This window comes from Cryobacterium adonitolivorans, from assembly GCF_004402695.1.
Lineage (GTDB): Bacteria > Actinomycetota > Actinomycetes > Actinomycetales > Microbacteriaceae > Cryobacterium > Cryobacterium adonitolivorans.
Window position 1 is genome coordinate 39,171 of sequence record NZ_SOFL01000028.1, and the last position, 26,377, is coordinate 65,547.

Genomic DNA, 26,377 nt, shown 5'->3' on the forward strand with positions numbered 1-26,377 from the left:
AAAGGGGTTGGTCAGGCGTTCTCGAGGGTCGGCGTCCAGGCGCTGCCCGTCGCGGCACTGCGCTCGACGGCCGCGAGCACCTGTTGAACGTGCAGCCCGTCCGCGAATGACGGTTTCGGCTGGCTGCCGGCCATGATCGCCTCCACGAAATCCCGGGCCTGGTGAGTGAACCCGTGCTCGTAGCCGAGCAGGTGACCCGCCGGCCACCATGCCGAGATGTACGGATGCTCGGGCTCGGTGACCTGCACGCGGGTGAAGCCCTGGCGGTCAGCGGGCGCCGCCCTGTCGTAGTAGCCGAGCGCGTTGAGGTCTTCCAGGTCGAACGAGACCGCACCCAGGGAACCGGCGACCTCGATCCGCAGGGCGTTCTTGCGCCCCGTCGACATTCGGCTGGCCTCGAACGATCCCAGCGCGCCGCCGTCGAAGCGACCGGTGAACAGGGCAACGTCGTCGACGGTCACCGCGCCGCGCTCGGCCGAGGCAGTGCCGGAGAGACCCGACGAGCTGGCGAGCAGCGGACGCTCCGTCACAAACGTCTCCATCACCCCGCTTACCGAGGTGAGCCGCTGACCGGTGATGAACTCGGCCAAGTCGATGGCGTGCGCACCGATGTCACCGAGAGCACCGGACCCGGCCAGGTCCTTCTGCAGCCGCCAGGCCAACGGCACAGTGGGGTCGACCAGCCAGTCCTGCAGATAGGCGGCGCGCACCTGGCGAATCTCGCCGATGGTTCCAGCGGCCACCAGATCTCGGGCGAAGGTGGCGGCCGGCACCCGCCGGTAGGTGAATCCCACCATCGCGAAAATGCCGTTCGCGGCCGCGCGGGCTGCCGCGGCCGCCATCTGTTCGGCCTCTTCTGCGGTATTCGCCAGGGGTTTCTCACAGAGCACGTGCTTGCCGGCGTCAAGAGCCGCGATCGCGATCTCAGCGTGGCTGTGGCCGGGGGTGACGATGTCGACGACGTCGATGTCATCGCGGGTGACAGCGGATCGCCAGTCAGTGCTGGTCTCCGCCCAGCCCCACTTCTCGGCGGCGGCGGCGGCGGTGTCGGGATTCCGGCCCACGAGCACCGCCATCTCAGGCCGCGCCGGCAGGTCGAAGAACCGTGGAGCGACCCTCCAGCCCTGAGAGTGTGCCGCCCCCATGAATCCGTGTCCCACCATGGCAATCCTCAACGGGAGCGTGTCCAACGTGTCCTCTTTTCCGGCATCGCATGAAAGGCGTGAATGGCGGGACGCCCACGGAAACCGCCGTGAGCGTCCCGACTGGTCAGGACTCGAAGGCGCTCGGCAGATACTTGTCGACGTTTTCGCTCGTGACAACCGGGGCGTTCAACACGATGCGGCTGGGCACTTCAACCTCGATGAGGTCGCTCATCGACTTGTCCTGCACCAGCAGCCTGGCGAGCCGGATGCCGTCGGCGGCCTGGGTGGACGGGTAGATGACGGTGGCCTTCAGCACGCTGTCACCGGACTCGATCTCCCGCATCGCGTTCGCCGAACCGGCTCCGCCGACCATGATGAACTCATCCCGGCCAGCCGCGTCGATAGCCGCGAGCACCCCGACTCCCTGGTCGTCGTCGTGGTTCCAGAGGGCGTCGATCCGCGGCGCCGCGGACAGCAGCTGGGACGCCGCCGCCTCGCCACCCTGCACCGTGAAGTCAGCCGCCACCCGGTTCTCGACCGACAGGCCACAGTCGTCCAGGGCGTCAGCGAAGCCGCGGCTGCGGTCCTGGGTCAGCGGCAGCGAGTCGATACCGGCGATCTCCGCGACGACGGCGTCTGGGTTGTCGCCGAGCTCCTCACAGATGTAGGTTCCTGCGCTCACTCCCATTCCGTAGTTGTCGCCGAGGATCGTGGTGCGGGCGGCGAAGGTGCTCGAGAATTCGCGGTCGACGTTGATCACCGGGATCCCCGCCTCCATCGCCTGGATGGCGACCTCTGTCAGGGCAGCGCCGTCGGTGGGCAGCAGGACGATGGCGTCGACGCCGTCGTTGATGAAGCCCTCCACCTGACTGATCTGGAGGTTCGCGTCGTTGGTGCCTTCGGCGACCCTGAGGTCGATGTCCGGGTACTTCTCCGCCTCGGCGATGGCCGCCGAGTTGATCGCACCCAACCAGCCGTGGTCGGCGGCCGGGCCGGAGAAGCCGATCACAACGGTGTCCCCGGATTCCGCGTTGCCCTCAAGAGAAGCGCCGGTGGGTTGGGTCTCGGTTTCGGTGGTGGTGCCGGGGGTGCACGCCGCCAGCAGTCCGACCATGGCGAGCGAGGTGCCGGCGGCCAGGAGCATCCTGTGGCGCCTGGGATGTAGTGCATGCATGTGGTCCTCCTTATTGGTGAATCGCAGTGTTCGCCAACGAAGAGGTGCGCAGCAAACCGGGCGAAGGGTGCATCCCGGTGGCCTGTCCACGCTGACGAACCACACAGTAGCAGAAGTATCCCAAATATCGCCGACTTAATCTCGCCCGTCGACATATGTGTGTTAGGTTGCCTACATGATCGACGACGACCATCCGGAACCCCTGCTCATGGTGCACGGAATCACGAAGGCTTTCGCCGGCGTGCAGGCACTCAAGGGTGTCGACCTTGAGGTTCGTGCCGCCGAAGTGCACTGCCTACTTGGGCAGAACGGCGCCGGCAAGTCCACCCTGATCAAGGTGCTCTCCGGGGTGTATCAACCCGATGCGGGCGTCATCCGGTGGCAGGGCGACGAGGTGTCCATCATCCATCCGGTCTTCGCCCTCGGTCTCGGCATCGCCACGATGTATCAGGAACTCGACGTCGTCGAGGGCCTCACCATCGCCGAGAATATCTTCCTCGGGCACGAGCGCGCGTCCGGAGGAATGCTCAAGGTGAAGGAGGCCAACCGGGCCGCCCGCGCCCTGCTCGTGCGGCTCGGCCACGGCAATCTGTCGCCCGGCACCGAGGTGGGCCGACTGTCCGCCGCCAACAAGCAGATCGTCAGCATGGCGCGGGCATTGTCTCACGACACGAAGCTGATCATCATGGACGAGCCCAGCGCGGTGCTGGACTCCGAAGAGGTGCGCAACCTGTTCAGGGTCATCCGCGAGCTCACCGCCCAGGGCGTCGCCGTCGTATACATCTCTCACCGCCTCGAGGAGATCCGGCAGATCGGCGACCGGATCACCGTGATCAAGGACGGCAGCAGCATGTCCGTCGGCCTGAGCGTTGCGGACACCCCCACCGCCGACCTGATCACCCTGATGACGGGACGGGCCGTGGCTAACGTCTTCCCCGACCGGGTCCCGGTTGCCGCTGACGCCCCGGTGTTGATCGATGTGCAGGGCCTCAGCCTGCGCGGCCACTTCTCCGACGTCAACCTGAGTGTGCGCGCCGGCGAGATCGTCGGCCTCGCCGGGCTGGTCGGATCCGGCCGGTCGGAGATTCTGGAGACCATCTACGGGGCGCGCAAGGCCTCGGGCGGACGGGTGAGGGTGTCGGGGGTGCGGCTGACGGCCGGCTCGGTGAACGACGCCGTCCGGGCCGGTATCGGGTTGGCTCCGGAGGAGCGCAAGAGCCAGGGCCTCATCCTCGACGAACAGGTTTACCGCAACGTCACCCTGTCGACCTTCGCGAGGTTCGCTCGCGGCGGGTTCCTTGACGAGCGCCGCGAACGGCAACTGGCGCTCGAGCAGATGCAGGCACTCGAACTGCGGCCGGCAGACCCCGACCGGGCCACCCGCACGCTTTCCGGCGGGAACCAGCAGAAAGTGCTCCTCGCCCGCTGGCTGCTGCACGGCACCAAGGTGTTGTTGCTGGATGAACCGACCCGGGGCGTCGATGTGGGCGCCCGCGCCGAAATCTACGCGCTCATCCGCCGGCTGTCCGCCGCCGGCACCGCCATCATCCTGGTGTCGAGTGAAATCGAGGAAGTCATCGGACTGGCCGATCGGGTACTCGTCATCGGCGACGGCGAGGTGCTGACCACCACCGACGCACACGCCATCGACGAGCGCGGCGTGCTCGATCTGGTCATGAAAGGAGCAGCAGCGTGAGCGAACGAGACGGCGCCATCGCCGCCCAGAGCGATTCCCACAACGAAGCCGAGAACCATCCCGGAGTCCTCCGGCGGATCATGAGCGGATCGGTCGGCCGCAACCTCGGGTTGGTGATCGCGCTCGTGGTGCTGGTGATCGTGGGAACCATCACGGCAGGCGACCGATTCGCCAGCTACGACAACTTCCTCACCATCATCCGTTTCGCCTCGATCATCGGAGTGATCAGCATCGGCCTGACCTTTGTGATCATCGCGGGCGGCATCGACCTCTCTGTCGGGTCGGTGATGGGACTGGCCACCGTGGTCGCCAGCCTCGCCGCCGTGCAGGCGGCCGCCACCCAGAGCTCCTGGATATTGATGGTGCTGATCCCGCTCGGCGTGGGGATCGCGGCCGGGCTGGTGAACGGGATCGTGATCGCGTACGGCAATGTCGTCGCGTTCATGGCCACGCTGGCCATGCTCGTCGGTGCCCGCGGCCTCGCCGAACTCATCTCCGGCCGCCGCACCCAGATCGTCATCGAGACCGGGTTCCTGCAGTTCACCCGGTCGAGCATCATCGGCGTTCCCCTGCTGATCTGGGTCTTCCTCATCGTCGCCATCGTGGCCTGGTTCCTGCTGAACCGCACGACCTTCGGCCGCCGCACGGTGGCCATCGGCGGCAACCGGGAGGCGTCCAGGCTGGCCGGCATCCGGGTGAAGCGGCACCTGGTCTACGTCTACGTGCTCAGCGGCCTGACCGCGGGGATCGCGGGGATCATGATGCTCGGCCGCACCACCGCCGGCACGTCCACCCACGGCGGCCTGTATGAGCTCGACGCCATCGCGGCCGTGGTGGTCGGCGGCACCCTGCTCATCGGCGGCCGCGGCACGATCGTGGGCACCGTGCTGGGAGTTCTGATCTTCAGCACCCTCACCAACGTGTTCACCCAGAACAACCTGGACACCTCGGTGCAGTCCATCACGAAAGGTCTCATCATCGTGGTCGCGGTGTTGTTGCAGCAACGATTCGCCACTCGGGGCCCGTCCGGGACTTAGCCGCCCGGCCCGGTCGGGGACGGCTTCAGGATCGTGGCGCAGAATAGGCACATGCCCTTTTCTTCGGTCCTGCCCACCTCCATGCGCGCCCTGGTCATCGACCGTACGGGTGGCCCTGATGAATTGCACGTGGCCGAGCTCCCGCTGCCCGTCGTGGTGAGTGACGAACTCCTCGTGCGCGTGGTGGCCGCCGGCATCAACCCCATCGACGCGAAAACAAGGGCCGGGTCCGGCGCCGCGGCCGCGATCGGCGCCTACCCCGCGGTTCTCGGCAACGACTTCAGCGGCATTGTCGTGCGCGCTCCATACGACACCTTTGGGCTGCAGCCCGGCGACGCCGTGTACGGCATGGCCCGGCCGCCGCGGATCGCGGGCAGCTACGCCGAGTACCTGGCGGTGTCGAGCCTGTCCGTCGCCCGCAAGCCCGCCGCGGTGAGCCACATCGAAGCAGCCGGCATCCCGCTGGCTGCCTTGACCGCCTGGGGCATGGTGACCATCGCAGGGGCCCGCCCCGGTCAGCGGATGCTCGTGCATGCCGGCAGCGGCGGAGTCGGTCACTTCGGGGTGCAGTTCGCCCGACACCTGGGCGCCCACGTCACCGCGACGGGCTCTACGGCGTCGGTCGAGTTCCTGCACCGCCTCGGCGCGCACGAGGTGATCGACTACAGCACGACCCGGTTCGAGGAAGCCCTCACGGGCGTCGACAGTGTCATCGACCTGATCGGCAACGTGCACGACAACACCGGCACCCGCTCGCTTGCGGTGCTGCGGCCGGACGGCCTGCTCGTGAACGCCCCCACCGGCAGCTGGCCCACCATGCGGGCCGAGGCTGCCGCCGCCGGGGTGCGCGCCACCGGGTACAAGGTCGCCGCGGACGCCCGGGTGCTCGACACCATCACCGCGCTGATCGACAACGGAAGCGTGCGGGTGAACATCGACTCGGTCTTCGACCTCGATGACGGCGCCGCAGCGCACCGAGCGATCGAGGGAGGACATACCCGCGGCAAGATCGTGCTGCGGGTCTCCGACGCCGACGAGAGCGCCGCGTGACCGGCGACCCGGGCGCCGCCGCCCCCTCTCCGATTCGACCAGAGGGCCCGTCGGTCGTCTGGCTGCGCGACGACCTGCGGCTGGGCGACAACCCGGCCCTGACCGCCGCGGTCGAACGCGGCCGGCCGCTCGCGCTGGTCTACGTTCTCGACGAGGTCTCCCCCGGCATCCGCCCGCTCGGCGGCGCCGCCCACTGGTGGCTGCACCAGAGCCTCGCCTCGCTCGCCGCCGACACGGCGGCCCTGGGCGGCCGGCTGCTGCTGCGCCGCGGTGCCGCGGCTACCGTGATCGGCGAACTCGTCGAAGAGCTCGGCGCCGGCGCGGTGTTCTGGAACCGCCGGTACGGCGCCGCCGAGCGCGACGTGGACACCCGGATCAAGGCGAGCCTCACCGACGCGGGCGTCGTGGCGCACAGCTTCGCCGGCTCCCTGCTCTTCGAACCGTGGACCATCCGCACCGGAGGCGGCACCCCGTACACCGTGTTCACGCCGTTCTGGCGGGCCTGCACCGCCGGGCCGCCGCCGCGGGCGCCCTACCCGGCGCCGGCGTCGCTCGATCTGCCCGGCGACGGCGACCCCTCCGGCGACCTGGCGCACCCAGCACTCGCCGGCGCGCACTCCGAGGACCTCGCATCGTGGGAGTTGGAGCCGCACGGGCCGGACTGGGCGGACGGCCTCCGCGAGGCCTGGACGCCCGGCGAGGACGCCGCCCAGCAGTCGCTCGCGGCCTTCCTCGACGACGCCCTGCCGCAGTACGGCACCGAACGCGACCTGCCGGCCCAGCAGGCCACCTCGAGGCTCTCGCCGCACCTGCGCTGGGGCGAGATCAGCCCGCACCAGATCTGGCACGCCACCGATGTGGCCCGTCGAGGCCTCACCGGGGCGGCCGCCACCAGCGCCACCCGGTTCCTCACGGAGGTCGGCTGGCGCGAGTTCGCGTACCACGTGCTCTTCCACGCGCCCGATCTGGCCACGGCCAACCTGCGTCCCGGCTTCGACGCTTTCCCCTGGCCGCCCCTGGACGACGCCGCGCTCACCGCCTGGCGGCGGGGCCGCACCGGCTTCCGCCTGGTGGATGCCGGTATGCGGGAGTTGTGGCGCACCGGCAGCATGCACAACCGGGTGCGCATGGTGACGGCGTCGTTCCTGATCAAGAACCTGCTCATCGACTGGCGGCTGGGCGAGCAGTGGTTCTGGGACACCCTCGTCGACGCCGACCCGGCGAGCAACCCGTTCGGCTGGCAGTGGGTGGCTGGTTCCGGGGCGGATGCCGCGCCGTACTTCCGGGTGTTCAACCCCGAGCTGCAGGCGGCCAAGTTCGACCCTAACAACGAGTACGTGCGGCAGAACGTGCCCGAGTGGGGCACCGCGGCCTACCCGCAGCCCATCGTCGACCTCGGCGAGACCCGCCGGGCCGCCCTGGCCGCCTACGAGCAGGTCAAGGCCGCTCGCCCGGAGGTTCGCGAACTGTGAGCTAAGCACCAGAATTTCTTGATTTTTGGGGCTTAACTCACGGTTCGCGGATGCGGTGAGCGTTAAAGGGCGCGCTCGAGGACGTAGTCGTCCTCGTAGCGCTCACCCACGAGGAACCGTTTCATGCCCACCCGCTCGTACCCGTGCTTGCCGTAGAAGCGCAGGGCACGCACATTCTCCTGGTTGACCCCGAGCCAGGAGCCGGCGGCGCCACGCTCCCGCGCGGCGTCGAGCGTGGCCGCCATCAGGGCGGCGGCCGTGCCGCTGCCGTGCGCCTCTGAGCGCACGTAGCACTTGCTCAGTTCGGCGGTGGGGCGCATGCGGATCGCCCCGGCGGCATCCGCGTCGTGTGGTTCACCGAAAACGAGCATCGTGTAGCCGATGAGGGCGCCCGCGCCGGTCTCGGCGACGAGCAGGAGACGATCCGGGTCGGCGAGGAAGGCCTCGAAGTTCGCCGGGGCGAGCACATCGCGAAGAAACGCGGCAATGGCCTCGGCACTGGTGTGCGGCGGGCAGGCCAGCGCGAAGGTAGCCGCGGCCAGCTCGGCGAGCGCCGCGGCCTCGCCGGGCCGGGCCGGGCGAATCCGCATCTCGGTGGCGGGCCGCGTGGGCGTGGGGTCTGTCGGTGTGGTCTCGGTCACTGTCCCAGCTTCACAGTCCGGCCCCGGGCACGCAAACGGCCCCGTCGGGGTGCCGACGGGGCCGATCGGGTGCCGTTCGCAGGGTGCCTGGCGCCTACAGGTAGCGGGCGTAGGCGGCGACGGTGAGGAAGGTCGGAAACTCGGGTTCGAGGGCTGCGGCCCGGAACACCTCGAGGGCGTCGTCGAATCTGTCCCCTGGCGTGCGTGACAGCGCCGCCATCTCCTCATCGACCAGCCGGGCCACCCAGTTCGCGTCTACCCGGCGACCGTCGGCGAGGGCCGACTTGTCGTGGATCCACTGCCATATCTGCGACCTGGAGATCTCCGCGGTCGCGGCGTCCTCCATCAGGTTGTCGATCGCCGCCGCGCCGACGCCGCGCAGCCAGGACTCGATGTAGCGGAGGGCGATACGCACGTTGTCGCGCACCCCGGCCTCGGTGATCTGGCCGCCGGCCGACGCAACATCCAGAAGCTCGGCAGCGGTGACCTGAACCTCATCGCGGGTGCGCTGCAGCTGGTTGGGCCGGTCGCCCAGCACGGCGTCGAACTCCGCCCTGGCGGTGGGGATCAGGTCCGGGTGCGCCACCCAGGTGCCGTCGAAACCGTCGCCGGCCTCGCGGCGCTTGTCCGCGGCCACCTGTTCCAGCGCCCGCGCGGTCACGGCGGGGTCACGCCGGTTGGGGATGAAGGCGCTCATCCCGCCGATGGCGTACGCGCCCCGCCGGTGGCAAGTGGCCACGAGCAGCTCGGTGTAGGACCGCATGAACGGCACCGTCATGGTGATCTCCTTGCGGTCGGGCAGCACGAACCGGCGGCCCCTGGCGCGAAAGGTCTTGATGATGCTGAAAATGTAGTCCCAGCGCCCGGCGTTCAGGCCCGCACAGTGGTCGCGCAGCTCGTAAAGGATCTCGTCCATTTCGAACGCGGCCTGGATGGTCTCGATCAGCACGGTGGCGCGGATGGTGCCGTGGCCGAGGTTCAGGTGATCTTCGCTGTGGCTGAAGATGTCGTTCCACAGCCGCGCCTCGAGGTGGCTTTCGAGCTTGGGCAGGTAGAAGTAGGGCCCGCTGCCGTTCTCGATCAGCCTGTGCGCGTTGTGGAACGCGTAGAGGCCGAAGTCCACCAGGCTGCCGGAGGCCGGCATCCGCCGATTGGCCCGGTCGACGAAGGTGAGGTTCTTCTCCACCAGGTGCCAGCCGCGCGGCCGCATGACGATGGTCGGCGTGGACCCGGGGGTCGCGCCGTCCTTTCGGTCGGAGGGAGCGCCGGTGACCCTGTACGCCTTGCCGTCCGGGCCGTCGTACGAAAGGGTGCCGCGCACGGCGTCGAACAGGGTGAGCTGGCCCTCGATCACGTTCGCCCAGGTGGGGCTGGTCGCGTCTTCCTGGTCGGCCAGCCAGACGGCCGCTCCGGAGTTCAGCGCATTAATGGCCATCTTGCGGTCGGTCGGTCCGGTGATCTCCACCCGGCGGCTTTCCAGGCCGGGGCCCGCGCCGGCCACCCGCCACGTCGGGTCGTCGCGGATGTGCGCGGTCTCGGGCAGGAACCGCGGGTCGCGCCCATTGGCGGCGTCCACCCGGGTCTGGAGCCGGGTAGCCAGCAGGTCGTGCCGGGTACCGGCGAACCGGTCGTGCAGCTCGGCTAAAAATTCGAGGGCCGCCGGCGTGAGGACCTCGTCGTAGCGGTCGCCGAGGGACCCGGTCACCTCGAGGTGTGGGGGGATGGTGGCGAAGCTGCCCGTGCTGGTCTCACCGAATGCGCGGGCAGGGCGCGGGGCGGTGGTCGAGCCTGTCCCGGTGGTCGAGCCTGTCGAGACCCGGCGAGCGGTGCTCGGCGCCGTAGAAAGCGGTGGTGTGGTCATGATCGTTTTCTCCTTCGAAGCGATACGGATGTCGGGCTGATGCCTGGGGCGAGGCCGGCTAGAACTGCTCGGCCTCGGTGGATCCGGCCAGGGCGAGGGTGGCGCTGGTCGGGTTGAGCGCGGTGGCGATCCGGTCGAAGTAGCCGGTGCCCACCTCCCGCTGGTGGCGGGTGGCGGTATATCCGTCGGCCTCAGAGGCGAACTCGGCCTCCTGCAGGTCGACATATGCGCTCATCTGACGCTCGGAGTAGTCCTTGGCCAGGGTGAACATGGAGTGGTTGAGGGCGTGGAAACCGGCCAGCGTGATGAACTGGAAGGCGTAGCCGCAGGCCGCGAGTTCCCGTTGGAACGCGGCGATCTGCTCGTCGTTGAGGTGGGACTTCCAGTTGAACGACGGGGAGCAGTTGTAGGCGAGCTTCTTGCCGGGGAACTGAGCGTGGATCTCCCTGGCGAAGCGCTGGGCGAGCTCGAGGTCGGGCTCCGAGCTCTCCACCCACAGCAGGTCGGCGTACGGCGCGTAGGCCAGGCCACGCATGATCACCACGTCAGGTCCGTTGGCGGTGTCGTAGAACCCCTCGGCGGTCCGGCCGCCGGTGAGGAATTCCTGGTCGCGCTCGTCGATGTCGCTCGTGATCAGGCTGGCCGCGAGCGAGTCGGTGCGGGCGATGATGACGGTGGGCACGCCGGCGACATCCGCCGCCAGCCGGGCGGCGTTGAGGGTGCGGATATGTTGGCCGGTGGGCACGAGCACCTTGCCGCCCATGTGGCCGCACTTCTTCTCGCTGGCCAGCTGGTCCTCCCAGTGCACGCCCGCCGCGCCGGCCTCGATCATCGAGGCCATCAGCTCGTAAGCGTTCAGCGGTCCGCCGAACCCGGCCTCGGCGTCGGCGACGATGGGCGCCATCCAATCGATGCCGGCGCCATCACTGCAGGTGTCGGCTCCGGCCGCCTCGGCGCCCTCGATCTGGCCGGCCCGCAGCAGCGCGTTGTTGATGCGTCGCACCACGGCCGGCACCGAGTTCGCCGGGTAGAGCGACTGGTCGGGGTAGGTCTGGCCGGACAGGTTCGCGTCGGCGGCGACCTGCCAGCCCGACAGGTAAATGGCCTTGAGCCCGGCGCGCACCTGCTGCACAGCCTGGTTGCCTGTGAGGGCGCCGAGTGCGGCGACCCACTCGGGATTCTCCGGGGTGCCGTTCTCGTGGATGAGCTCCCAGAGCTTCTCGGCTCCGCGGCGTGCCAGGGTGCGCTCCTCACGAACGGCGCCGCGCAGGGCGATCACGTCCTCGGCGGTGTAGTCGCGGCGCACGCCCTCCCAGCGGGGGTCAGCCGCCCATTCCAGGGCGAGCTCCGCGGCCGTCTGGGTCTGGTCGCCGGGGCGGGCGGCGGGGCGGCCGGATGCGGGGGTGCCGGCTGCGGTGGGATTCGTCATGGTGTTCTCCTCGGTCAGCGTCATTGCGAACAGGTGCGTGCACTCACTCTGCTGCGCGCCATCGACCGCACTCCGAGCTCGATCCGAAGAAGAAATCCTGTTCTTCCGGTTGTGTGAACAATCGCCGCATGTGAGCATGAGCAGATGGTCAACGTCGATCCCATCCAGTCGTCCGCAGCGCCGATCACGCGGCCGGCCGCCGCCGGGCCCCCCGTGCCGGGCGGTGCCGATCCGGGCGCAGCGGGCCTCGACGCGCTCACGCTGGGCCGGCGCATCCGGGACCGCCGGCACCGGCTCGGCCTCACCCTCGACACCCTCGCCGCGGCCGTGGACCGGGCACCCTCGCAGATCTCCATGATCGAGAACGGCAAACGCGAACCGCGCCTGTCGATGCTGCGGCTGATCGCGGCGGCCCTGGACACCACGGTCGACGAGTTGCTCCGCACGGATGCGCCCACCCCGCGTGCGGCGCTGGAGATCGCCGTCGAACGCGCCCAGCGCGGGCCTGTCTTCACGGCGCTGGGGCTGCCGCGGTTCCGGGTCGGACCCGGCCAGCCCGACGACACCCTGCAGACCATCCTCACCCTGCACAATGAGATCGAACGGCTGCACCGGGAACGGGCGGCCACCCCGGAGGAGGCCCGGCGGGCCAACGCGCAGCTGCGCGCCGAGATGCGCGAACGGGACAATTACTTCCCCGACCTCGAGGCGCAGGCGCTCGAGCTGCTCACCGCCGTCGGGCATTCCGGTGGCCCGGTCTCACACCAGGTGGTCGCCGACATGGCGGCGCATCTCGGCTTCTCCCTGCATTACGTGGGCGACCTGCCGCACTCCACCCGGTCGGTCACCGACAAGCGCAACGGCCGAATTTACCTGCCCACCGAGCAGTCCACGTCCCGCGACAGCCGCTCCCCCATCCTGCAGGCCTTCGCCAGCCACCTCTGCGGGCACTCCGAACCGGAAAGTTACGCCGATTTTCTGCGACAGCGTGTGGAGACCAATTACCTCACCGCGGCCATCCTGCTGCCGCAGACCGACACCCTGCGACTGCTGAACGACGCCAAGGCCGCCCGCAGGATCTCGCTTGAAGACCTGCGGGATGCCTTCTCGGTGTCGTACGAAACCGCCGCGCACCGGTTCACCAACCTCGCCACGGCCAGACTGGGCATTCCGGTGCACTTCATGAAGGTGCACGAATCCGGAACCATCATCAAAGCCTACGAAAACGACGACGTGCAGTTCCCCAGCGACGCGCTCGGCGCCGTGGAGGGCAGCACGGTGTGCCGCAGCTGGACGGCGCGCACGGTCTTCGACGTGCCGGACCGTTTCAGCCCCTGGTACCAGTACACCGACACCCCGGCCGGTACGTTCTGGTGCACCTCCCGCATCGAGAAGGCCAAGGAGGGCGACTACTCCGTGAGCGTCGGCGTGCCGTTCGCCCACGTCAACTGGTTCCGCGGTCGGGAGACCACCAACCGGGCCGTGTCACACTGCCCGGACGAATCCTGCTGCCGCCGCGCGCCCGACGACCTCTCCGGCCGCTGGGCGGGCCAGGCCTGGCCCGTCGCCCGCACCCCCACAAGCCTGCTCGCCGCCCTGCCGACGGGCACGTTCCCCGGCGTCGATCCCACCGAGGTCTACAAGTTCCTCGAGGCGCACGCCCCCGCCTGACCGCACCGACTTGCCGCAATGTGCCCCTTCAGAGCACCCGAAGGGCACTTCTGCGGCGACTCGCGGGCGCGGATTCGGGCGGGCAAGCGCGGATGCGGGCGGACTCGGGCTCGGGCTGCTCGATGGCAGCGCGGGCGAAGGCTAGACCCCGGCGCGGGCCAGGTCGGGCAGGCGGTGCAGTGCGGCGACCAGCGGGCCGAGTTCGGATTCTTCCTCGGCGGCGGCCAGGGCGCCGGCCAGCGCCTCGTCGTAGACCGGGCGGGCGCGGGCCAGCAGCGCCTTGCCGGCCTCGGTGAGCTCCGTGTAGACGCCGCGGCGGTCGTCGGCGCAGAGGATGCGAGTGAGCAGCGCCCGGTCTTCCAGCCGGTTCACCAGGCGGGTCGTCGCGCTGCTCGACAGGGCGGCGGCGCGGGCGAGTTGCTGCATCCGCATGTGCCAGCCGTGCTGGCGGCTGAGGGCGTCGAGCACAGTGAACTCCACCACCGACAGGTCGAAGCCGGCCTGCAGGGTCCGCTCCAGCACTGTCTCAATGCGGCCGTGCAGGGCGGCCAGGGTGCGCCAGCCCTGCGCCCGAACCTCGACAGCGTCGTCTTCGATGCTCATCCGTGCTGCTCCCTCGACCCGACTTTCGACTAAGACGCAAGTACAACGCGCTTGCAACTACCAGTCTACGCAGCGCGGTCGCCCGGGCCGAGCGCGCGGCTACGACTCCCGGGTGATCTCCACCTTCACGAACAGCTGCGATCCGCTCGACCCCGCGTACACGCCGCGCAGGGGGGCGATGTCGTTGTAGTCACGGCCGCGGCCCACGCCCACGTGCCGGTCGCCGATGTCGATCAGGTTGGTGGGGTCGAAGCCCCGCCACTCGCCGCAGAACCACTCCACCCAGGCGTGTGATTCCCCGGTGACGGTCTCGCCGATCCCGGCCTGAGGCTTGGGGTGCAGGTAGCCGGACACGTAGCGGGCCGGGATGCCCACCGACCGTAGCGCGCCGAGTGCCACGTGGGTGATGTCCTGACAGACGCCGCGCTTGTCGGCCCAGGCCTCGCGGGCATTGGTCTTGACCCCGGTGACACCCTGCACGTAGGCCATATTCTCGCCCACGAACCGGCAGATCGCCAGCGCCGCGTCACAGGGGTCCAGCCGGCCGGCGATCTCGGCGGCGCTGGCGACCACGTCCGCCGGCGGCTCGGTGAGTGAGGTCTGCCAGGACTGTTCGACCGAAGAGGTCGAGCGGGCCACCAACGCCGCCAGGTCTTCCCACTGCATCGGATGCAGCTGGTGCTCTCGCGGCGACACCTCCACGAGGCTGTTGGCGGTGAGGGTGAGCTCGGCGTGCGGGGTGAGCACCTCGAACGACGACACCCTGGTGCCCCAGTAGTCCACGTAGTCGTGGTTGCTCGAGACGGGGCTGATGTCCAGGTTGGAATACAACACGAACTGGTCGGGTGACGTGACGGGCAGCATCCGTGCTTCGTTGTACGAGGTGGCCACCTCGCCCTGGTATCGGTAGCCGGTGGTGTGCCGGATTCGCAGGCGCTTCACGAGGCCTCTCCAGTCCAGGTCGGCACCGCGCTGGTCGGGAAGTACCGGTGCCCGATCGACTCCGACGCGGTGCTGGTGGCGTCCTGCACCATGTCCATGTGTTTAGGCAGGTCGCCCAGGATTTCCATGATCGGCCGGTACTCCAGCTGGCTGCGGATCTGGCCGAGCACCCGCTGCGACGACTCGGAGACGCCCAGCCGGTCGGTGCGCGGTTCCAGTTCCTGCAGGCACTGCTCGGCCCGGGAGATCGAGAACACGATCGACCGGGGGAACAGCCGGTCCAGCAGCAGGAACTCGGCGGCATTCCGCGCGGACGGCACCCCCCGGTAGGTGCGCAGGTACGACTCGTACGCCCCGCAGGAACGCAGGATCGTGGTCCAGGACGGTCCGCTGTTCTCGGTCAGCGACCGGGTGGCGAGCAGCCGCGCGGTCATATCGGCCTGTTCGAGGCTGCAGCCCAGGGTGAAGAAGTGCCAGGCATCGTCCCGGCTGGCGCTGGACTCGACGATGCCGACGGCCAGGGCGGCACGTTCGCGCACCCAGCCGAAGAAGTCGTGGGTTTTGGCACTGGCGATGTTCCTCGGCATCCTCGTGTACGTGGTGTTCAGGCACTCCCACAGCTCGGTGGAGACGATCTCCCTGGCCCGGCGGGCGTTCTCCCTGGCGGCGCCGAGCGAGTAGGCGATCGAGGCCGGATGCGTGCGGTCGGCCGCCAGGGTCGCGAGCACGTCCTTGCGGGTGAGTTCACGGTCCGGCGGCACCGGGCTGCCCATCAGGTGCAGCAGCGACCGGCAGGCCAGGTTCTCCTCGATCCACGGATCTTCCAGAAGCAGCTGCAGGTGCACATCCAGGATGCGCGCGGTGCCGTCACTGCGTTCGATGTAGCGGCCGATCCAGAACAGGCTCTCGGCGATGCGGCTCAGCATTCGAGGGTCCCCTCCGCGTTGGCAGTCGCGATGTTGGTGGTGGTGGTGCGCTGCTGTTGTTGTTGCTGGTCCTGGTCCTGGTCGCCACCCGGCGGGGTGTCCTGCGGGGAATGGTCGACGACCCGGGTCGGGATGATGGCGATCGACTGGGTGTTAGCGGCCTGGTCGTTGACCAGGCCCTGGATGTTGCGGGCCGACCCGTTGGTGTGGAAGTCGGGCTCGAGCCCGATCACCCAGGTGTCCTTCGACCCGCCGCCCTGGCTGGAGTTGACCACCAGCTCGCCCTCCGGCAGGGCCACCCGGGTGAGCCCGCCGGGCAGCACCCAGACATCCGACCCGTCGTTCACCGCGAATGGGCGGAGGTCGGCGTGCCGGGGCCGAATGCCGTCGTCGACGAGGGTCGGGATGGTGGACAGCTGCACCACAGGCTGGGCGATCCAGCCGCGCGGATCCAGGAGCAGCTGCCGACGCAGGGTCTCGAGTTCGGCCTTCGACGCTGCCGGGCCCACCACAAGGCCTTTACCGCCGGAGCCGTCGACGGGCTTGACGACGAGCTCGTCGAGCCTGTCCAGCACCTCTTCGAGCGCGAGCGGGTCTTCGAGCCGCCAGGTGTCGACGTTGGGTATGATCGCGTCTTCGCCGAGGTAGTACTTGATCAGCTCGGGCAGGTAGGTGTAGACGAGCTTGTCGTCGGCGACCCCGTTGCCCACGGCGTTGGCGATGGTCACATTGCCCAGCCGCGCGGCCATCAGGATGCCAGGCGAACCCAGTTGCGAGTCGGCGCGGAACTGCAGCGGGTCCAGGAACTCGTCGTCGACCCGGCGGTAGATCACATCGACCCGGGTAGGACCGGCCGTGGTGCGCATCCACACGCGGCCGCCGGAGCAGAAGAGGTCGCGGCCCTCGACGAGCTCGACGCCCATCAGGCGGGCGAGCAGGGTGTGCTCGAAGTAGGCCGAATTGAAGACGCCGGGGGTGAGCACCACGATGTTCGGGTCGTCGACGCCGGCCGGGGCCGAGGCGCGCAGGGCCTGCAGTAGTTTGTTGGGGTAGTCGCCCACCGGTCGCACCCGCATTGACACGAACAGCTCGGGCAGGGTCTGGGCCATCACACGCCGGTTGGAGATGACGTAACTGACCCCGCTGGGCACCCGCACGTTGTCTTCGAGCACCCGCCAGGCGCCCATCTCGTCGCGGATGAGGTCGATGCCTGACACCTGGATGCGTACGTTGTTCGCCGAGACGATGCCCGCGGACTGACGGTGGAAGTGTGTGGACGAGGTGATCAGGCCGGCCGGGATGACGCCGTCCCGAACCGCGGCCTGGGGGCCGTAGATGTCGGCGAGAAAGGCTTCCAGTGCGAGGACCCGCTGCTTGATGCCGGCCTCGACGTTCACCCACTCCGGCTGCTCGATCACCCGGGGAACAGCGTCGAGGGGGAACGGTCGTTCCTCGCCGGCGAAGTCGAACGTCACGCCCTGCGCCAGGTACGAACTGGCGAGCGCATCCGTACGGCCCCGCAGTTCTTCCTGCGTCATCCGGGCGAGGGCGGCGTACACGTCCTTGTAGGCGGCGCGCGCCTCTGAGGGGGAGAGCGACGACGGGTCAGGAAACATTTCGTCCCAGGCCGAGGTCCGGCCTCGCTCGCGGGGCGGGGCGGAGGTGGCGCCATAACCACTGAAGAGGTCAACCATGTCTGGATGCTAGCCATCCGGTGTTGCCGGTTTGTTTCCTGACCATATCGCCGCCGCACCCTCCGCATGATGCATACAATATGAAGCGAACTCGCGACCCAATCGGGGCAAACTCTGGCACCAAAGGTGCGGGCAGGCGTCTTTTTTGCATACAGTTAGCTCAAGTCCGATTCTGACACCCGTCAGGCCACGATCCGGCCGCACCAAGCAGATCCGAGCACTCATGCGCACAGTTGCAGGGCCCCGCTGGCTAGGGTTGTTGATCCTCTCCCTGACCGTCGGCGGCGTGCTCCTGGCGACCTGGCTCGGTGGCTCCGACAGTGCGCTGCTGCACACACTCTCGGCCCGGCTCCCCCTCGCGACCGCCGGCACCGTGGCCGCACCGATCCTGTCCGGCGTGCTGGGCATCGGCGGGGGCCTGCTGGCCGCTCGGCGGAACGGCTGGATCGACCCGAGACTGCGGTCGCTGGTTGCCGCCGGCTGCGCTGTCTGTCTGGCCTGGCTGGCGCTCATCCTTGTGTTCTGGTTCGCCGTCCAGGCCGAACTCATGCCCGTGCTGGATGACGGGCCGACCGCCCATGCCGGTGCGGGCGCACTGAGCACCCTGCTCCTTCCCGCCACCGTGGTCCTCTTGGGTGGCGCAACGGCCATCACGGTGCATGTGCGCGCTGCGACTCGGATCGCCGCGATCGAAGGACACGTCCAGACCGCCCGGAGCCGGGGCCTTCCCACCACGGCGCTGGTCATCCGCCGGGTGCTCCGCCGCACGTTGCCCGCCATTCTGGCCGTCCTGCTCGTCGAGTTCGTGGTGCTCTACGCCGGCGCCCTGACCGTTCAGGCCGTGTTCACGACGCCGTCCCTCGCCACTATGCTGCCGTCGCTGGCCGCGGAGAGCCTCCCGTTCGTGCTCGGGGCCTCCTTACTGTGTGTCGTCGGAGTGACCATGACCGCCATTACTGTCGCTTCGGGGGCCCTCGGCCCCGCGGCCCGGAACCGGCCGCAGGCGAGGGCCGTTCACGGTGGGCTCGCCGCCGTCCTCATGGCGGACCGTCGTCAGGCCGGACCGTCCGTGCCGTCCACCAGGTTTCGTTCGACCGATCTCCTCGATATCCGTGATCTGCACCTCCATGCCGGCTCGGCTCAGCTGCCTCGAGAGTTCCTGCGCGGCATCAGCCTCACGGCGGCCCGGGGTCAGGCCCTGGCGGTCGTCGGCGGCGGCGATGACGCCACCTCCATGCTGTGCCATGCCATCGCGGGCCTGCTCCCGCTCGGCCGTCCTGTGCTCTCCGGGTCGATCCTGTTCGACGGGACAGAGCTCGTCGGCCTGGCCGAGGGGGAGTTCCGGCACCTGCGCGGGCACCACATCGGGTTCCTCGCCGCACCGGCAGCGGACAGACTGGACCCCGACATCCGCATCGGGCACCAGCTCACCGGAATCCTGACCGGACGGCCTGAAGGCTCCCGCTCACGAACCCACTTCGCCGTCGCGTCGCTGCTGACCGCCGTCGGCATCGACGACACCGAGGCCGTGCTCGGGGCGTATCCGCATCAGGTCTCGGCCGTGACCAGTCAACGTGTCCTGCTCGCGGGCGCCCTGGTTCGCGAGCCGCAGCTCCTCGTCGCCGACAATCCGACCGGGGGCCTCGACGTTGCCGACGAGGAGAGCTTCCTCGACTCTTTGCACGCACTTCAGCGGGAGCGCGGCTTCACCCTCATCGTGGCGTCGCCCAGGGCCGAGATCATCACCGGGTGCGACCGTGTCGCGGTTATGAGCGACGGCACCATTGTCGAGTACGCTTCGGTCCGCGAGCTGCTGCACGACCCCCGTCACCCGCACAGCCGGCGGCTGCTCGCCGACGGCCCGTCGGGGCCTCAGCCGATCGGCCTCTGACCACCGACGAATCAGCCCTTAGCGCCCGAGATGGCGTTGCGGGCTCCGAGGATGTGCGCCCGCATGGCCACCTCGGCCCACATCGAGTCTCCGGTGCGGAGCGCGGTGAGGATGTCGCGGTGCTGGTGGTTGCTCCTCGCCCGGTACTCGGTGCCGCGCCGACGGAAGGCATCCGCCATCAGCGGCACCCGGGAGACGGACGACGTGAGGGTCATCAGCTGGGGGCTGCGGGAGGCCGCAACCACGATGTGGTGGAATTCGGCGTTGAGGCTTCCCAATGCGGCGATGCCTGCGTCGTCATCCGCTGTCAGCACGGGTTCCATGGCGTCGATCAGCACGGCGAGCCTGTCGAGTTCATCCACCGTGATGCGGCTGGCGGCCAGACCTGCTGCCCGGCTCTCGAGTCCGGCGCGCACAATATAGGTCTCGCGGAGTTCCTCGACGGTCCAGGCCACGACGGTGGCACCGCGATTGGGCACGAAGGTCACGAGTCCGGCCTCGTCCAGGCGGCGCAAGGCTTCCCGCACCGGCGTCCGGCTCACTCCGAGTTCCGCAGCAAGAGCCTGTTCCCTCAGCGTGGTGTTGGCGCTCAACTCACCTGACAGGATCCGGGCGCGCAGGGTCAGGTAGACCGTTTCACCACCTGTAGACGCCACCGGTCCCCCGTCCGCTGACAGGGGCACACCCCACCCGCATGTTGAGCTTTACACACTGGAGGCGCCCGGCGGGCGGATACGCCGCAAATCACGCCTGAACGCCGCGTATTGGGGGTGGCCGGTCCCCGTTTGCACCATCGTGAGCAGGGCGCGAAAAAGGGCCCGTCCTTGGACGGGCCCTTTTACGCGCCTTAATTCACCGTGCGCTCCTGACGAAGCGCGTCCGTGAAATCCTTAGATGCTGTTCACATCGAGGGGGATGCCGGGGCCGAACGTGGTCGACACGGCGCCCTTCATGATGTAGCGACCCTTGGAGGAGCTGGGCTTGAGGCGAACGATCTCCTCGAGTGCTGCACCGATGTTCTCGTTGAGCTGGTCGGCCGAGAACGAGGCCTTGCCCACGACGAAGTGCACGTTGGAGTGCTTGTCGACGCGGAAGGCGATCTTTCCACCCTTGATGTCGTTCACGGCCTTGGCCACGTCCGGCGTCACGGTTCCGGTCTTCGGGTTGGGCATGAGGCCGCGCGGGCCCAGGACCTTACCGAGACGACCGACCTTGCCCATGAGCTCGGGGGTCGAGACGGCGGAGTCGAACGAGGTGTAGCCGGCGGCCACCTTCTCGATGAGCTCGTCGCCACCGACCTCGTCGGCGCCGGCAGCGATCGCTGCGTCAGCCGCGGGGCCCGTTGCGAAGACGATGACGCGGGCGGTCTTGCCGGTGCCGTGAGGAAGAATCACGGTGCCGCGGACCATCTGGTCTGCCTTGCGCGGGTCGACGCCGAGCTTGAGCGCCACCTCGACGGTGGAGTTGAACTTGACGGAACCGGTCTCGCGAGCGAGGGTGACGGCTTCGGTGGGGGTGTAGAACTTATCGGCTTCGATCTTCTCGACCGCAGCGCGGTAGGCCTTTGACTTGGGTGCCATTTTGAATCTCCTGTAGATGCATGTGCTGAGAGCGTGGTTTTCGTGAGCCTGGCTGGCTCTTCCACTTGGTGCCTGTCGGCAGGGTCTATTCGACCGGTGCGCGTCGGCGGGTGTTCGACGAATCGAACGAAAGGGTTTTAGCCCTCGACCGTGATGCCCATGGAGCGAGCGGTTCCGGCGATGATCTTCGACGCGGCGTCGAGGTCGTTGGCGTTGAGGTCAACCATCTTGGCCTCGGCGATTTCACGAACCTGCGCCTTGGTGAGCTTGGCAACCTTGACGGTGTGCGGCGTTCCGCTGCCCTTGGCAACTCCGGCGGCCTTCTTGATGAGCTCCGCTGCGGGCGGGGTCTTCAGGATGAACGTGAACGAACGGTCGTCGTAAACGGTGATCTCAACCGGGATGACATTGCCGCGCTGGGATTCGGTCTGGGCGTTGTATGCCTTGCAGAATTCCATGATGTTCACGCCGTGCTGTCCCAGCGCCGGCCCGATGGGCGGTGCGGGGTTGGCGGCGCCGGCCTTGATCTGAAGCTTGATCAGACCAGTAACCTTCTTCTTCGGTGCCATTGTTCTTCCTTCGTTATTGATGTTCGAGCGGCCGCGAAGGTCGCTCTCCCGGTGGCCCGGATGGGCCCCGGTGGTTCAGGGCGCTGCTGACTGGAAGCCGGGCAGAGCCTAAAGCTTGGTGACCTGGTCGAAGCTGAGCTCGACCGGGGTCTCACGCTCGAACAGCGACACGAGCACGATGAGCTTGCCGCTCTCGGGCTTGATCTCGCTGATCGAACCGGGCAGGCCCGCGAACGAGCCTTCCTTGATCGTGATGGTCTCGCCGATTTCGTAGTCGATCTCGGCGGGCAGAACGCGCTGGGCGGCCTTGCCGGGGGCGCCGGACTTGGTGGCCGGAACATCCTTGATCTCGACGAGGCCCTTGAGCATGCCGAATGCCTCTTCGAATCGCAGCGGGGTGGGGTTGTGCGCGTTGCCCACGAAGCCGGTGACGCCGGGGGTGTGACGAACGACCGACCAGCTGTCTTCGTTGAGGTCCATGCGCACCAGCACGTAGCCGGGGATGCGAACACGGGTGACCATCTTGCGCTGGCCGTTCTTGATCTCGACGACGTCTTCCATCGGAACCTCGACCTGGTAGATGTAATCTTCCATGGCCATCGACTGCTTGCGGTTCTCGATGTTCGACTTCACGCGGCGTTCGAAACCGGCGTAGGAGTGGATGACGAACCACTTGCCGGGCTGGAAGCGCAGCTCCTTGCGGAAGGTCTCGTAGGGGTCTTCGTCTTCGGCCTCTTCTGCGGATGCTTCGGCGTCCTCGGCTTCGCCGTCGACCTCTTCTTCGTCGTCAACGGCTTCGACGGCAGCCTCGGCCTCGTCGGCGGAGTCGATGTCGAGGGCGTCTTCGACAATGGCGTCGGCTTCGGGGTCGGTCGACTCGGCGAGAGCGTCCAGGGCGGCGTCGAGATCGTCTTCGATGTCGGCGTTCTCGTCTTCGACGTGCAGGGCGACCTGCTCGGCGGCTTCGACGGACGTTTCGTCAGCGGCGAGGGTGTTGCCCTCCTGCGCCTCATCGTCGTTGGAGGACTGCTCTGCGGCGGTGGCCCAGTCGACGTCGTCGCGATTGGTCTCAGTCACTAAATATCAATCCTTCTTCTATTGCGTGGGCGTGAGGCCGCACCAGGATGCTCGCTCACCGATCCACGTTCATGATCAGTCTGGGTGCCGCTCTCGCGGCACGGGTCAACTGGGAGTGCCGAATACGTACGTGACGACGAGCGCGAACACCCAGTCCAGTGCCGATACCAGCGCCATCATGATCACGACGAAAATCAGAACCACTCCGGTGTAGCTGAGCAGTTCCTTGCGGGTCGGGGTGACGACCTTGCGAAGTTCGGCCAGGACCTGCTTGATAAACAGGGACACCCGAGCGAACGGTCCGCGCTTGGTTTCGCGGGCCACTCTGGCGTTGGCGACGATTTCCTCGCTGGGTTCGTCGATAACTTTTCGGGCCACCTGTTACACCTTTCGTGGGCCGGCAGAAAGACCACCGACTTGCAGGGCGGACAGGACTCGAACCTGCAACCTGCGGTTTTGGAGACCGCTGCTCTACCAATTGAGCCACCACCCTATGAAGCGAAACCGTCCAGCTTCCAACGACCAAAATAGGCGCAAAAAAGCTTGGCAGATTTCAACTACCGGATCAAGTCTAGGTCACGGCGAGTGCCCTGTAAAGCCAGCGGCACTCCGAGGGGTTGTTCGGCGGCTGCGCGGCATCACTGTGCGGCAACACTGTGCGGCAACACGTGTGCCCCGTATGCTCGTAGCGTGGCACACGACATCAAACGGATTTCCACCAGAATCGGCTCTATTGCGGAGTCCGCGACCCTCAAGGTCGACGGCAAGGCCAAAGCGCTGCAGGCGGCCGGCCGGCCGGTGATCAGCTTCGCCGCGGGCGAGCCTGACTTTCCCACCCCGCCGCACATCGTCGAGGCAGCGCTGGAAGCCGTGAAGGACCCGCGCAACCACCGGTACACGCCGGCAGCCGGGCTGCCGGACCTGCGCGAGGCCATCGCCGCGAAGACCCTGCGCGACAGCGGCCTGGCGGTACCCCCGTCCCGGGTGCTCGTCACCAATGGCGGCAAGCAGGCCGTCTACCAGTCCTTCGCCACCCTGCTTGACCCGGGTGACGAGGTGCTGCTGCCCACGCCGTACTGGACCACCTATCCCGAGGCGATCCGCCTGGCCGGCGGCGTGCCCGTTGACGTGTTCGCCGGCAGCGACCAGGGGTATCTGGTCACCGTGGAACAGCTCGAGGCCGCCCGCACCGAGAAGACCAAGGTGCTCCTGTTCGTCTCGCCGTCCAACCCCACCGGCGCCGTCTATTCAGAGGAGCAGACCCGCGCCATCGGCGAATGGGCCCAGGAACACGGACTCTGGGTCATCAGCGATGAGATCTACCAGAACCTGACCTATTCTTCGACAAGCTCAGGGCAAGTGACAAAAGCGGTATCGATCGTCGAGGCCGTCCCGGCGCTGGCCGACCGCACAATCCTGGTCAACGGAGTCGCCAAGACCTACGCCATGACCGGCTGGCGGTTGGGCTGGATGGTCGGACCGCAGGATGCGATCACTGCCGCGGCCAACCTGCAGTCGCACCTCTCGTCCAACGTGTCGAACATCTCCCAGCGCGCCGGTATCGCGGCGCTGAACGGCCCGCAGGACGATGCCGAGGCCATGCGGGTCGCGTTCGACCGCCGTCGCAAGCTCATCGTCGCCGAGCTCAACAAGATTCCCGGCATCCGCACGCCCACCCCGCAGGGTGCGTTCTACGTCTACCCTGACGTGACCGGGCTGCTCGGCCGCACCTGGGGCGGGGTCACCCCCACCTCATCGCTGGAGCTGGCCGACCTCATCCTCGACCAGGCCGAGGTGGCCGCGGTTCCCGGTGAGGCCTTCGGCCCCAGCGGATTCCTGCGCCTGTCATACGCCCTCGGCGACGACGCGCTCCTGGAGGGCGTCCAGCGCCTCCAGAAGCTGTTCTCGTAGCTCGGGGACCCGTCTCGACGATGACGGCGAGGCCGGCCCTCAGCTCCTCGAAGGGGCTGGCGCCGGTCTCCACCAGCGCGGTCGGGCAACTCACCACGCTGTACATGAACGACTCGGCCGGCGGTATGGCACGTGCGGCGATCTCGTTCCCTATCGACCTTTGGCATCCACCGGGTGGTGGATGGGCAGGTCGGTCGGGAGGGTGTTGCCCAGACTCGGCACCGGGACGATTGTGGGTACATGACTACTTCACCTCCGGCCGTGCGCGTCTCGCGGCTGAGCAAGTCGTATGGCCCGTTCGACGCCGTCAACGACATCAGCTTCGACATCGGCCCCGGCGAGACCTTCGCGCTGCTCGGCCCGAACGGGGCCGGCAAAAGCAGCACCATCGAGATCCTCGAGGGCTACCGCGACCGCTCAGAGGGTGACGTCACGGTGCTGGGCGAGGACCCGCAGCACGCCGGTTTGGACTGGAAGGCCCGCATCGGCATCGTCCTGCAGTCCAGCGGCGAGAGCGGCAACGCCACCGTGCTCGAGCAGTTGCGGCACTTCGCGAGCCTGTACCCGGACCCGCGCCCGGTGGAGGAGGTCCTCGCGGCCGTCGGGCTTGAGGAGAAGGCGAAGACCCGCATCCACAGGCTCTCCGGCGGGCAGCAACGCCGGGTGGATGTCGCGCTCGGCATCATCGGCCGGCCGGAACTGCTCTTCCTGGACGAGCCGACCACCGGTTTCGACCCCGAGGCCAGGCACCAGTTCTGGGATCTCATCCGCACCCTCAAGTCGGAGGGCACCACCATCCTGCTGACCACCCACAACCTCGATGAGGCGGCGGAGCTCAGCGACCGCGCCGGCATCATCGTGGGCGGCAAGCTCATCGACATCGGCGCCATCGACGAACTTGGCGGCCCCGCCGCCCGGATCCCGCTGGTGCGCTGGCGGGACGCCGACGGGGCGCAGCGGGAGACGCGCACCGAGACACCTGCCGGCCTGGTCGCCCAACTGGCCAGGGACCTCGGCAGCGAACCCGCCGAACTGCAGGTCATCCGCCCCAGCCTCGAAGACATCTATCTGGGCCTGGTGCGCGGCCACGCGGCCGGCAGCACCAGCGACACCGCAAGCACGGAGGTGCTCGCATGAGCGCGACACTGACCCCGCGACCGCTGTCCCAGCCGGCCGGTCACCGCGCCGCTCGGCACGGGCTCTTCAGCTTGGGCCTGGCCCGGATCGGCTTCGAGATCAAGCTGTACTTCCGCTCCACCGACACGGTCTTCTTCACGTTCCTGTTCCCATTCATCATGCTGGGCATCTTCACGGCCGCGTTCAGCGCTCAGGGCAACATCGGCACCGACCCAGACGGCTCCGGCGGCATCAGCGTCGGCGCGTACTACCTGCCCGGCATGCTGGCCGCGGGCATGCTGCTCTCCGGGCTGCAGAACCTCGCGATCGACATCGCCGGCGAGAAGGGCGACGGCACCCTCAAACGGCTCGGCGGCACCCCGCTGTCGCCGCTGAGCTACTTCATCGGCAAGATCGGCCAGGTGCTCGTCACCGGCATCCTGCAGGCCGTTCTGCTGCTGATCGTGGCCCGGTTCGTCTTCGACATCGCCCTGCCCACCGAGCCGGAGAAGTGGGTCACCTTCGCCTGGGTGTTCCTGCTGGGCGTGATCACTTGTGCGTTCCTGGGCATCGCCCTCTCGGCGCTTCCCCGCTCCGGACGCAGCGCCTCGGCCGTCGTGATCCCGATCGTGCTGGTGCTGCAGTTCATCTCCGGCGTCTACCTACAGTTCAACGCCCTGCCGGAGTGGATGCAGAACGTCGCGGGCCTGTTCCCGCTCAAGTGGATGGCGCAGGGCATGCGTGCGGTGTTCCTGCCGGAGGGCTTCGCCGCCCAGGAGCAGAACGGTGCCTGGGAGCTGGGGTTGGTGGCGATCGCGCTGCTGATCTGGCTGGTGGTGGGGCTCGTCGGCAGTCGGCTCACCTTCCGCTGGATCCGTAAGGACGCCTGATG

Annotated in this window: 23 protein-coding genes and 1 tRNA gene; 9 read left to right on the top strand and 15 right to left on the bottom strand. The window is 68.1% G+C overall.

Features of this window, described 5'->3' with window-relative positions:
- Positions 1-11 precede the first annotated feature (11 nt).
- Positions 12-1,163 (bottom strand): Gfo/Idh/MocA family protein, encoded by a 1,152-nt coding sequence (locus E3O42_RS08315; RefSeq protein WP_134453496.1) that lies wholly within the window; start codon positions 1,161-1,163, stop codon positions 12-14.
- Positions 1,164-1,269: 106 nt separating this feature from the next.
- Positions 1,270-2,319: a substrate-binding domain-containing protein gene (locus E3O42_RS08320; protein WP_134453497.1), complete on the bottom strand. Its 1,050-nt coding sequence runs from the start codon at positions 2,317-2,319 to the stop codon at positions 1,270-1,272.
- Between the two features lie 175 nt (positions 2,320-2,494).
- On the opposite strand from E3O42_RS08320, the gene E3O42_RS08325 reads away from it, so the two are divergent.
- Genes E3O42_RS08325 through E3O42_RS08340 form a run of 4 tightly spaced genes read left to right on the top strand, consistent with a single transcriptional unit; the run spans position 2,495 to position 7,574 of the window.
- Entirely contained in the window at positions 2,495-4,015 is a 1,521-nt protein-coding gene (locus tag E3O42_RS08325) for a sugar ABC transporter ATP-binding protein (protein ID WP_134453498.1), read from the top strand.
- Positions 4,012-5,052 (top strand): ABC transporter permease, encoded by a 1,041-nt coding sequence (locus E3O42_RS08330; protein ID WP_420897873.1) that lies wholly within the window; start codon positions 4,012-4,014, stop codon positions 5,050-5,052. Before E3O42_RS08325 ends, E3O42_RS08330 begins: the two co-directional genes overlap by 4 nt.
- A gap of 51 nt (positions 5,053-5,103) precedes the next feature.
- Positions 5,104-6,102, top strand: a complete 999-nt coding sequence (locus E3O42_RS08335; RefSeq protein WP_241984723.1) for an NADP-dependent oxidoreductase — start codon at positions 5,104-5,106, stop codon at positions 6,100-6,102.
- Positions 6,099-7,574: a cryptochrome/photolyase family protein gene (locus E3O42_RS08340; RefSeq protein ID WP_241984724.1), complete on the top strand. Its 1,476-nt coding sequence runs from the start codon at positions 6,099-6,101 to the stop codon at positions 7,572-7,574. Before E3O42_RS08335 ends, E3O42_RS08340 begins: the two co-directional genes overlap by 4 nt.
- Before the next feature lie 62 nt (positions 7,575-7,636).
- Here E3O42_RS08340 and E3O42_RS08345 read toward each other — a convergent pair whose 3' ends face one another.
- The 3 genes from E3O42_RS08345 to aceA form a co-directional block, all read right to left on the bottom strand.
- Positions 7,637-8,215 carry a GNAT family N-acetyltransferase gene (locus E3O42_RS08345; RefSeq protein ID WP_338144940.1) on the bottom strand — a complete coding sequence of 193 codons (579 nt, stop codon included), beginning with the start codon at positions 8,213-8,215 and terminating at the stop codon, positions 7,637-7,639.
- A gap of 94 nt (positions 8,216-8,309) precedes the next feature.
- Positions 8,310-10,076, bottom strand: coding sequence for a malate synthase A (gene aceB / locus E3O42_RS08350; RefSeq protein WP_134453499.1), 1,767 nt, complete (start codon positions 10,074-10,076; stop codon positions 8,310-8,312).
- 58 nt (positions 10,077-10,134) lie between these two features.
- On the bottom strand, positions 10,135-11,505 hold the full coding sequence (gene aceA / locus E3O42_RS08355) for an isocitrate lyase (protein ID WP_134453500.1): 1,371 nt from the start codon (positions 11,503-11,505) through the stop codon (positions 10,135-10,137).
- A gap of 144 nt (positions 11,506-11,649) precedes the next feature.
- Between aceA and E3O42_RS08360 the strand changes: the two genes are divergently transcribed.
- Complete coding sequence (locus E3O42_RS08360; RefSeq protein WP_134453501.1) at positions 11,650-13,176, top strand: helix-turn-helix transcriptional regulator; 1,527 nt, start codon at positions 11,650-11,652, stop codon at positions 13,174-13,176.
- A gap of 141 nt (positions 13,177-13,317) precedes the next feature.
- On the opposite strand, the gene E3O42_RS08365 is transcribed toward E3O42_RS08360, so the two are convergent.
- The 4 genes from E3O42_RS08365 to E3O42_RS08380 all read right to left on the bottom strand — a co-directional run bounded on the left by E3O42_RS08365 (position 13,318) and on the right by E3O42_RS08380 (position 17,341).
- Positions 13,318-13,779, bottom strand: a complete 462-nt coding sequence (locus tag E3O42_RS08365) for a MarR family winged helix-turn-helix transcriptional regulator (protein WP_134453502.1) — start codon at positions 13,777-13,779, stop codon at positions 13,318-13,320.
- Positions 13,780-13,878: 99 nt separating this feature from the next.
- The gene (locus tag E3O42_RS08370) at positions 13,879-14,721 is read right to left on the bottom strand and encodes a transglutaminase family protein (protein ID WP_134453503.1); all 843 of its coding nucleotides are present in this window, start codon (positions 14,719-14,721) and stop codon (positions 13,879-13,881) included.
- Positions 14,718-15,647, bottom strand: a complete 930-nt coding sequence (locus E3O42_RS08375; RefSeq protein WP_134453504.1) for an alpha-E domain-containing protein — start codon at positions 15,645-15,647, stop codon at positions 14,718-14,720. Before E3O42_RS08375 ends, E3O42_RS08370 begins: the two co-directional genes overlap by 4 nt.
- A complete protein-coding gene (locus E3O42_RS08380) occupies positions 15,641-17,341 on the bottom strand; it encodes a circularly permuted type 2 ATP-grasp protein (protein WP_134453505.1) in 1,701 nt (566 codons plus the stop codon). Before E3O42_RS08380 ends, E3O42_RS08375 begins: the two co-directional genes overlap by 7 nt.
- A 223-nt stretch (positions 17,342-17,564) precedes the next feature.
- On the opposite strand from E3O42_RS08380, the gene E3O42_RS08385 reads away from it, so the two are divergent.
- Positions 17,565-19,232 (top strand): ABC transporter permease subunit, encoded by a 1,668-nt coding sequence (locus tag E3O42_RS08385; RefSeq protein WP_134453506.1) that lies wholly within the window; start codon positions 17,565-17,567, stop codon positions 19,230-19,232.
- An 11-nt stretch (positions 19,233-19,243) separates the two neighbouring features.
- On the opposite strand, the gene E3O42_RS08390 is transcribed toward E3O42_RS08385, so the two are convergent.
- From E3O42_RS08390 to E3O42_RS08415, 6 genes are all read right to left on the bottom strand, one after another.
- Positions 19,244-19,888 (bottom strand): GntR family transcriptional regulator, encoded by a 645-nt coding sequence (locus E3O42_RS08390; RefSeq protein WP_166787930.1) that lies wholly within the window; start codon positions 19,886-19,888, stop codon positions 19,244-19,246.
- A 234-nt stretch (positions 19,889-20,122) separates the two neighbouring features.
- Positions 20,123-20,812: a 50S ribosomal protein L1 gene (rplA, locus tag E3O42_RS08395; protein ID WP_134453508.1), complete on the bottom strand. Its 690-nt coding sequence runs from the start codon at positions 20,810-20,812 to the stop codon at positions 20,123-20,125.
- Between the two features lie 137 nt (positions 20,813-20,949).
- Positions 20,950-21,381, bottom strand: coding sequence for a 50S ribosomal protein L11 (gene rplK / locus E3O42_RS08400; RefSeq protein WP_066592266.1), 432 nt, complete (start codon positions 21,379-21,381; stop codon positions 20,950-20,952).
- 108 nt (positions 21,382-21,489) lie between these two features.
- Positions 21,490-22,458 carry a transcription termination/antitermination protein NusG gene (gene nusG, locus E3O42_RS08405; RefSeq protein WP_134453509.1) on the bottom strand — a complete coding sequence of 323 codons (969 nt, stop codon included), beginning with the start codon at positions 22,456-22,458 and terminating at the stop codon, positions 21,490-21,492.
- 105 nt (positions 22,459-22,563) lie between these two features.
- A complete protein-coding gene (gene secE, locus E3O42_RS08410) occupies positions 22,564-22,836 on the bottom strand; it encodes a preprotein translocase subunit SecE (protein ID WP_066592261.1) in 273 nt (90 codons plus the stop codon).
- Positions 22,837-22,878: 42 nt separating this feature from the next.
- Positions 22,879-22,951 (bottom strand) — tRNA-Trp (locus E3O42_RS08415).
- 197 nt (positions 22,952-23,148) lie between these two features.
- Between E3O42_RS08415 and E3O42_RS08420 the strand changes: the two genes are divergently transcribed.
- The 3 genes from E3O42_RS08420 (at position 23,149) to E3O42_RS08430 (ending at position 26,375) form a co-directional block, all read left to right on the top strand.
- Positions 23,149-24,369, top strand: coding sequence for a pyridoxal phosphate-dependent aminotransferase (locus E3O42_RS08420; protein ID WP_166787931.1), 1,221 nt, complete (start codon positions 23,149-23,151; stop codon positions 24,367-24,369).
- A gap of 240 nt (positions 24,370-24,609) precedes the next feature.
- Positions 24,610-25,506, top strand: a complete 897-nt coding sequence (locus E3O42_RS08425; protein ID WP_134453510.1) for an ABC transporter ATP-binding protein — start codon at positions 24,610-24,612, stop codon at positions 25,504-25,506.
- A complete protein-coding gene (locus tag E3O42_RS08430) occupies positions 25,503-26,375 on the top strand; it encodes an ABC transporter permease (protein WP_134453511.1) in 873 nt (290 codons plus the stop codon). The genes E3O42_RS08425 and E3O42_RS08430 overlap by 4 nt, the downstream gene beginning before the upstream one ends.
- Positions 26,376-26,377: the final 2 nt, after the last annotated feature.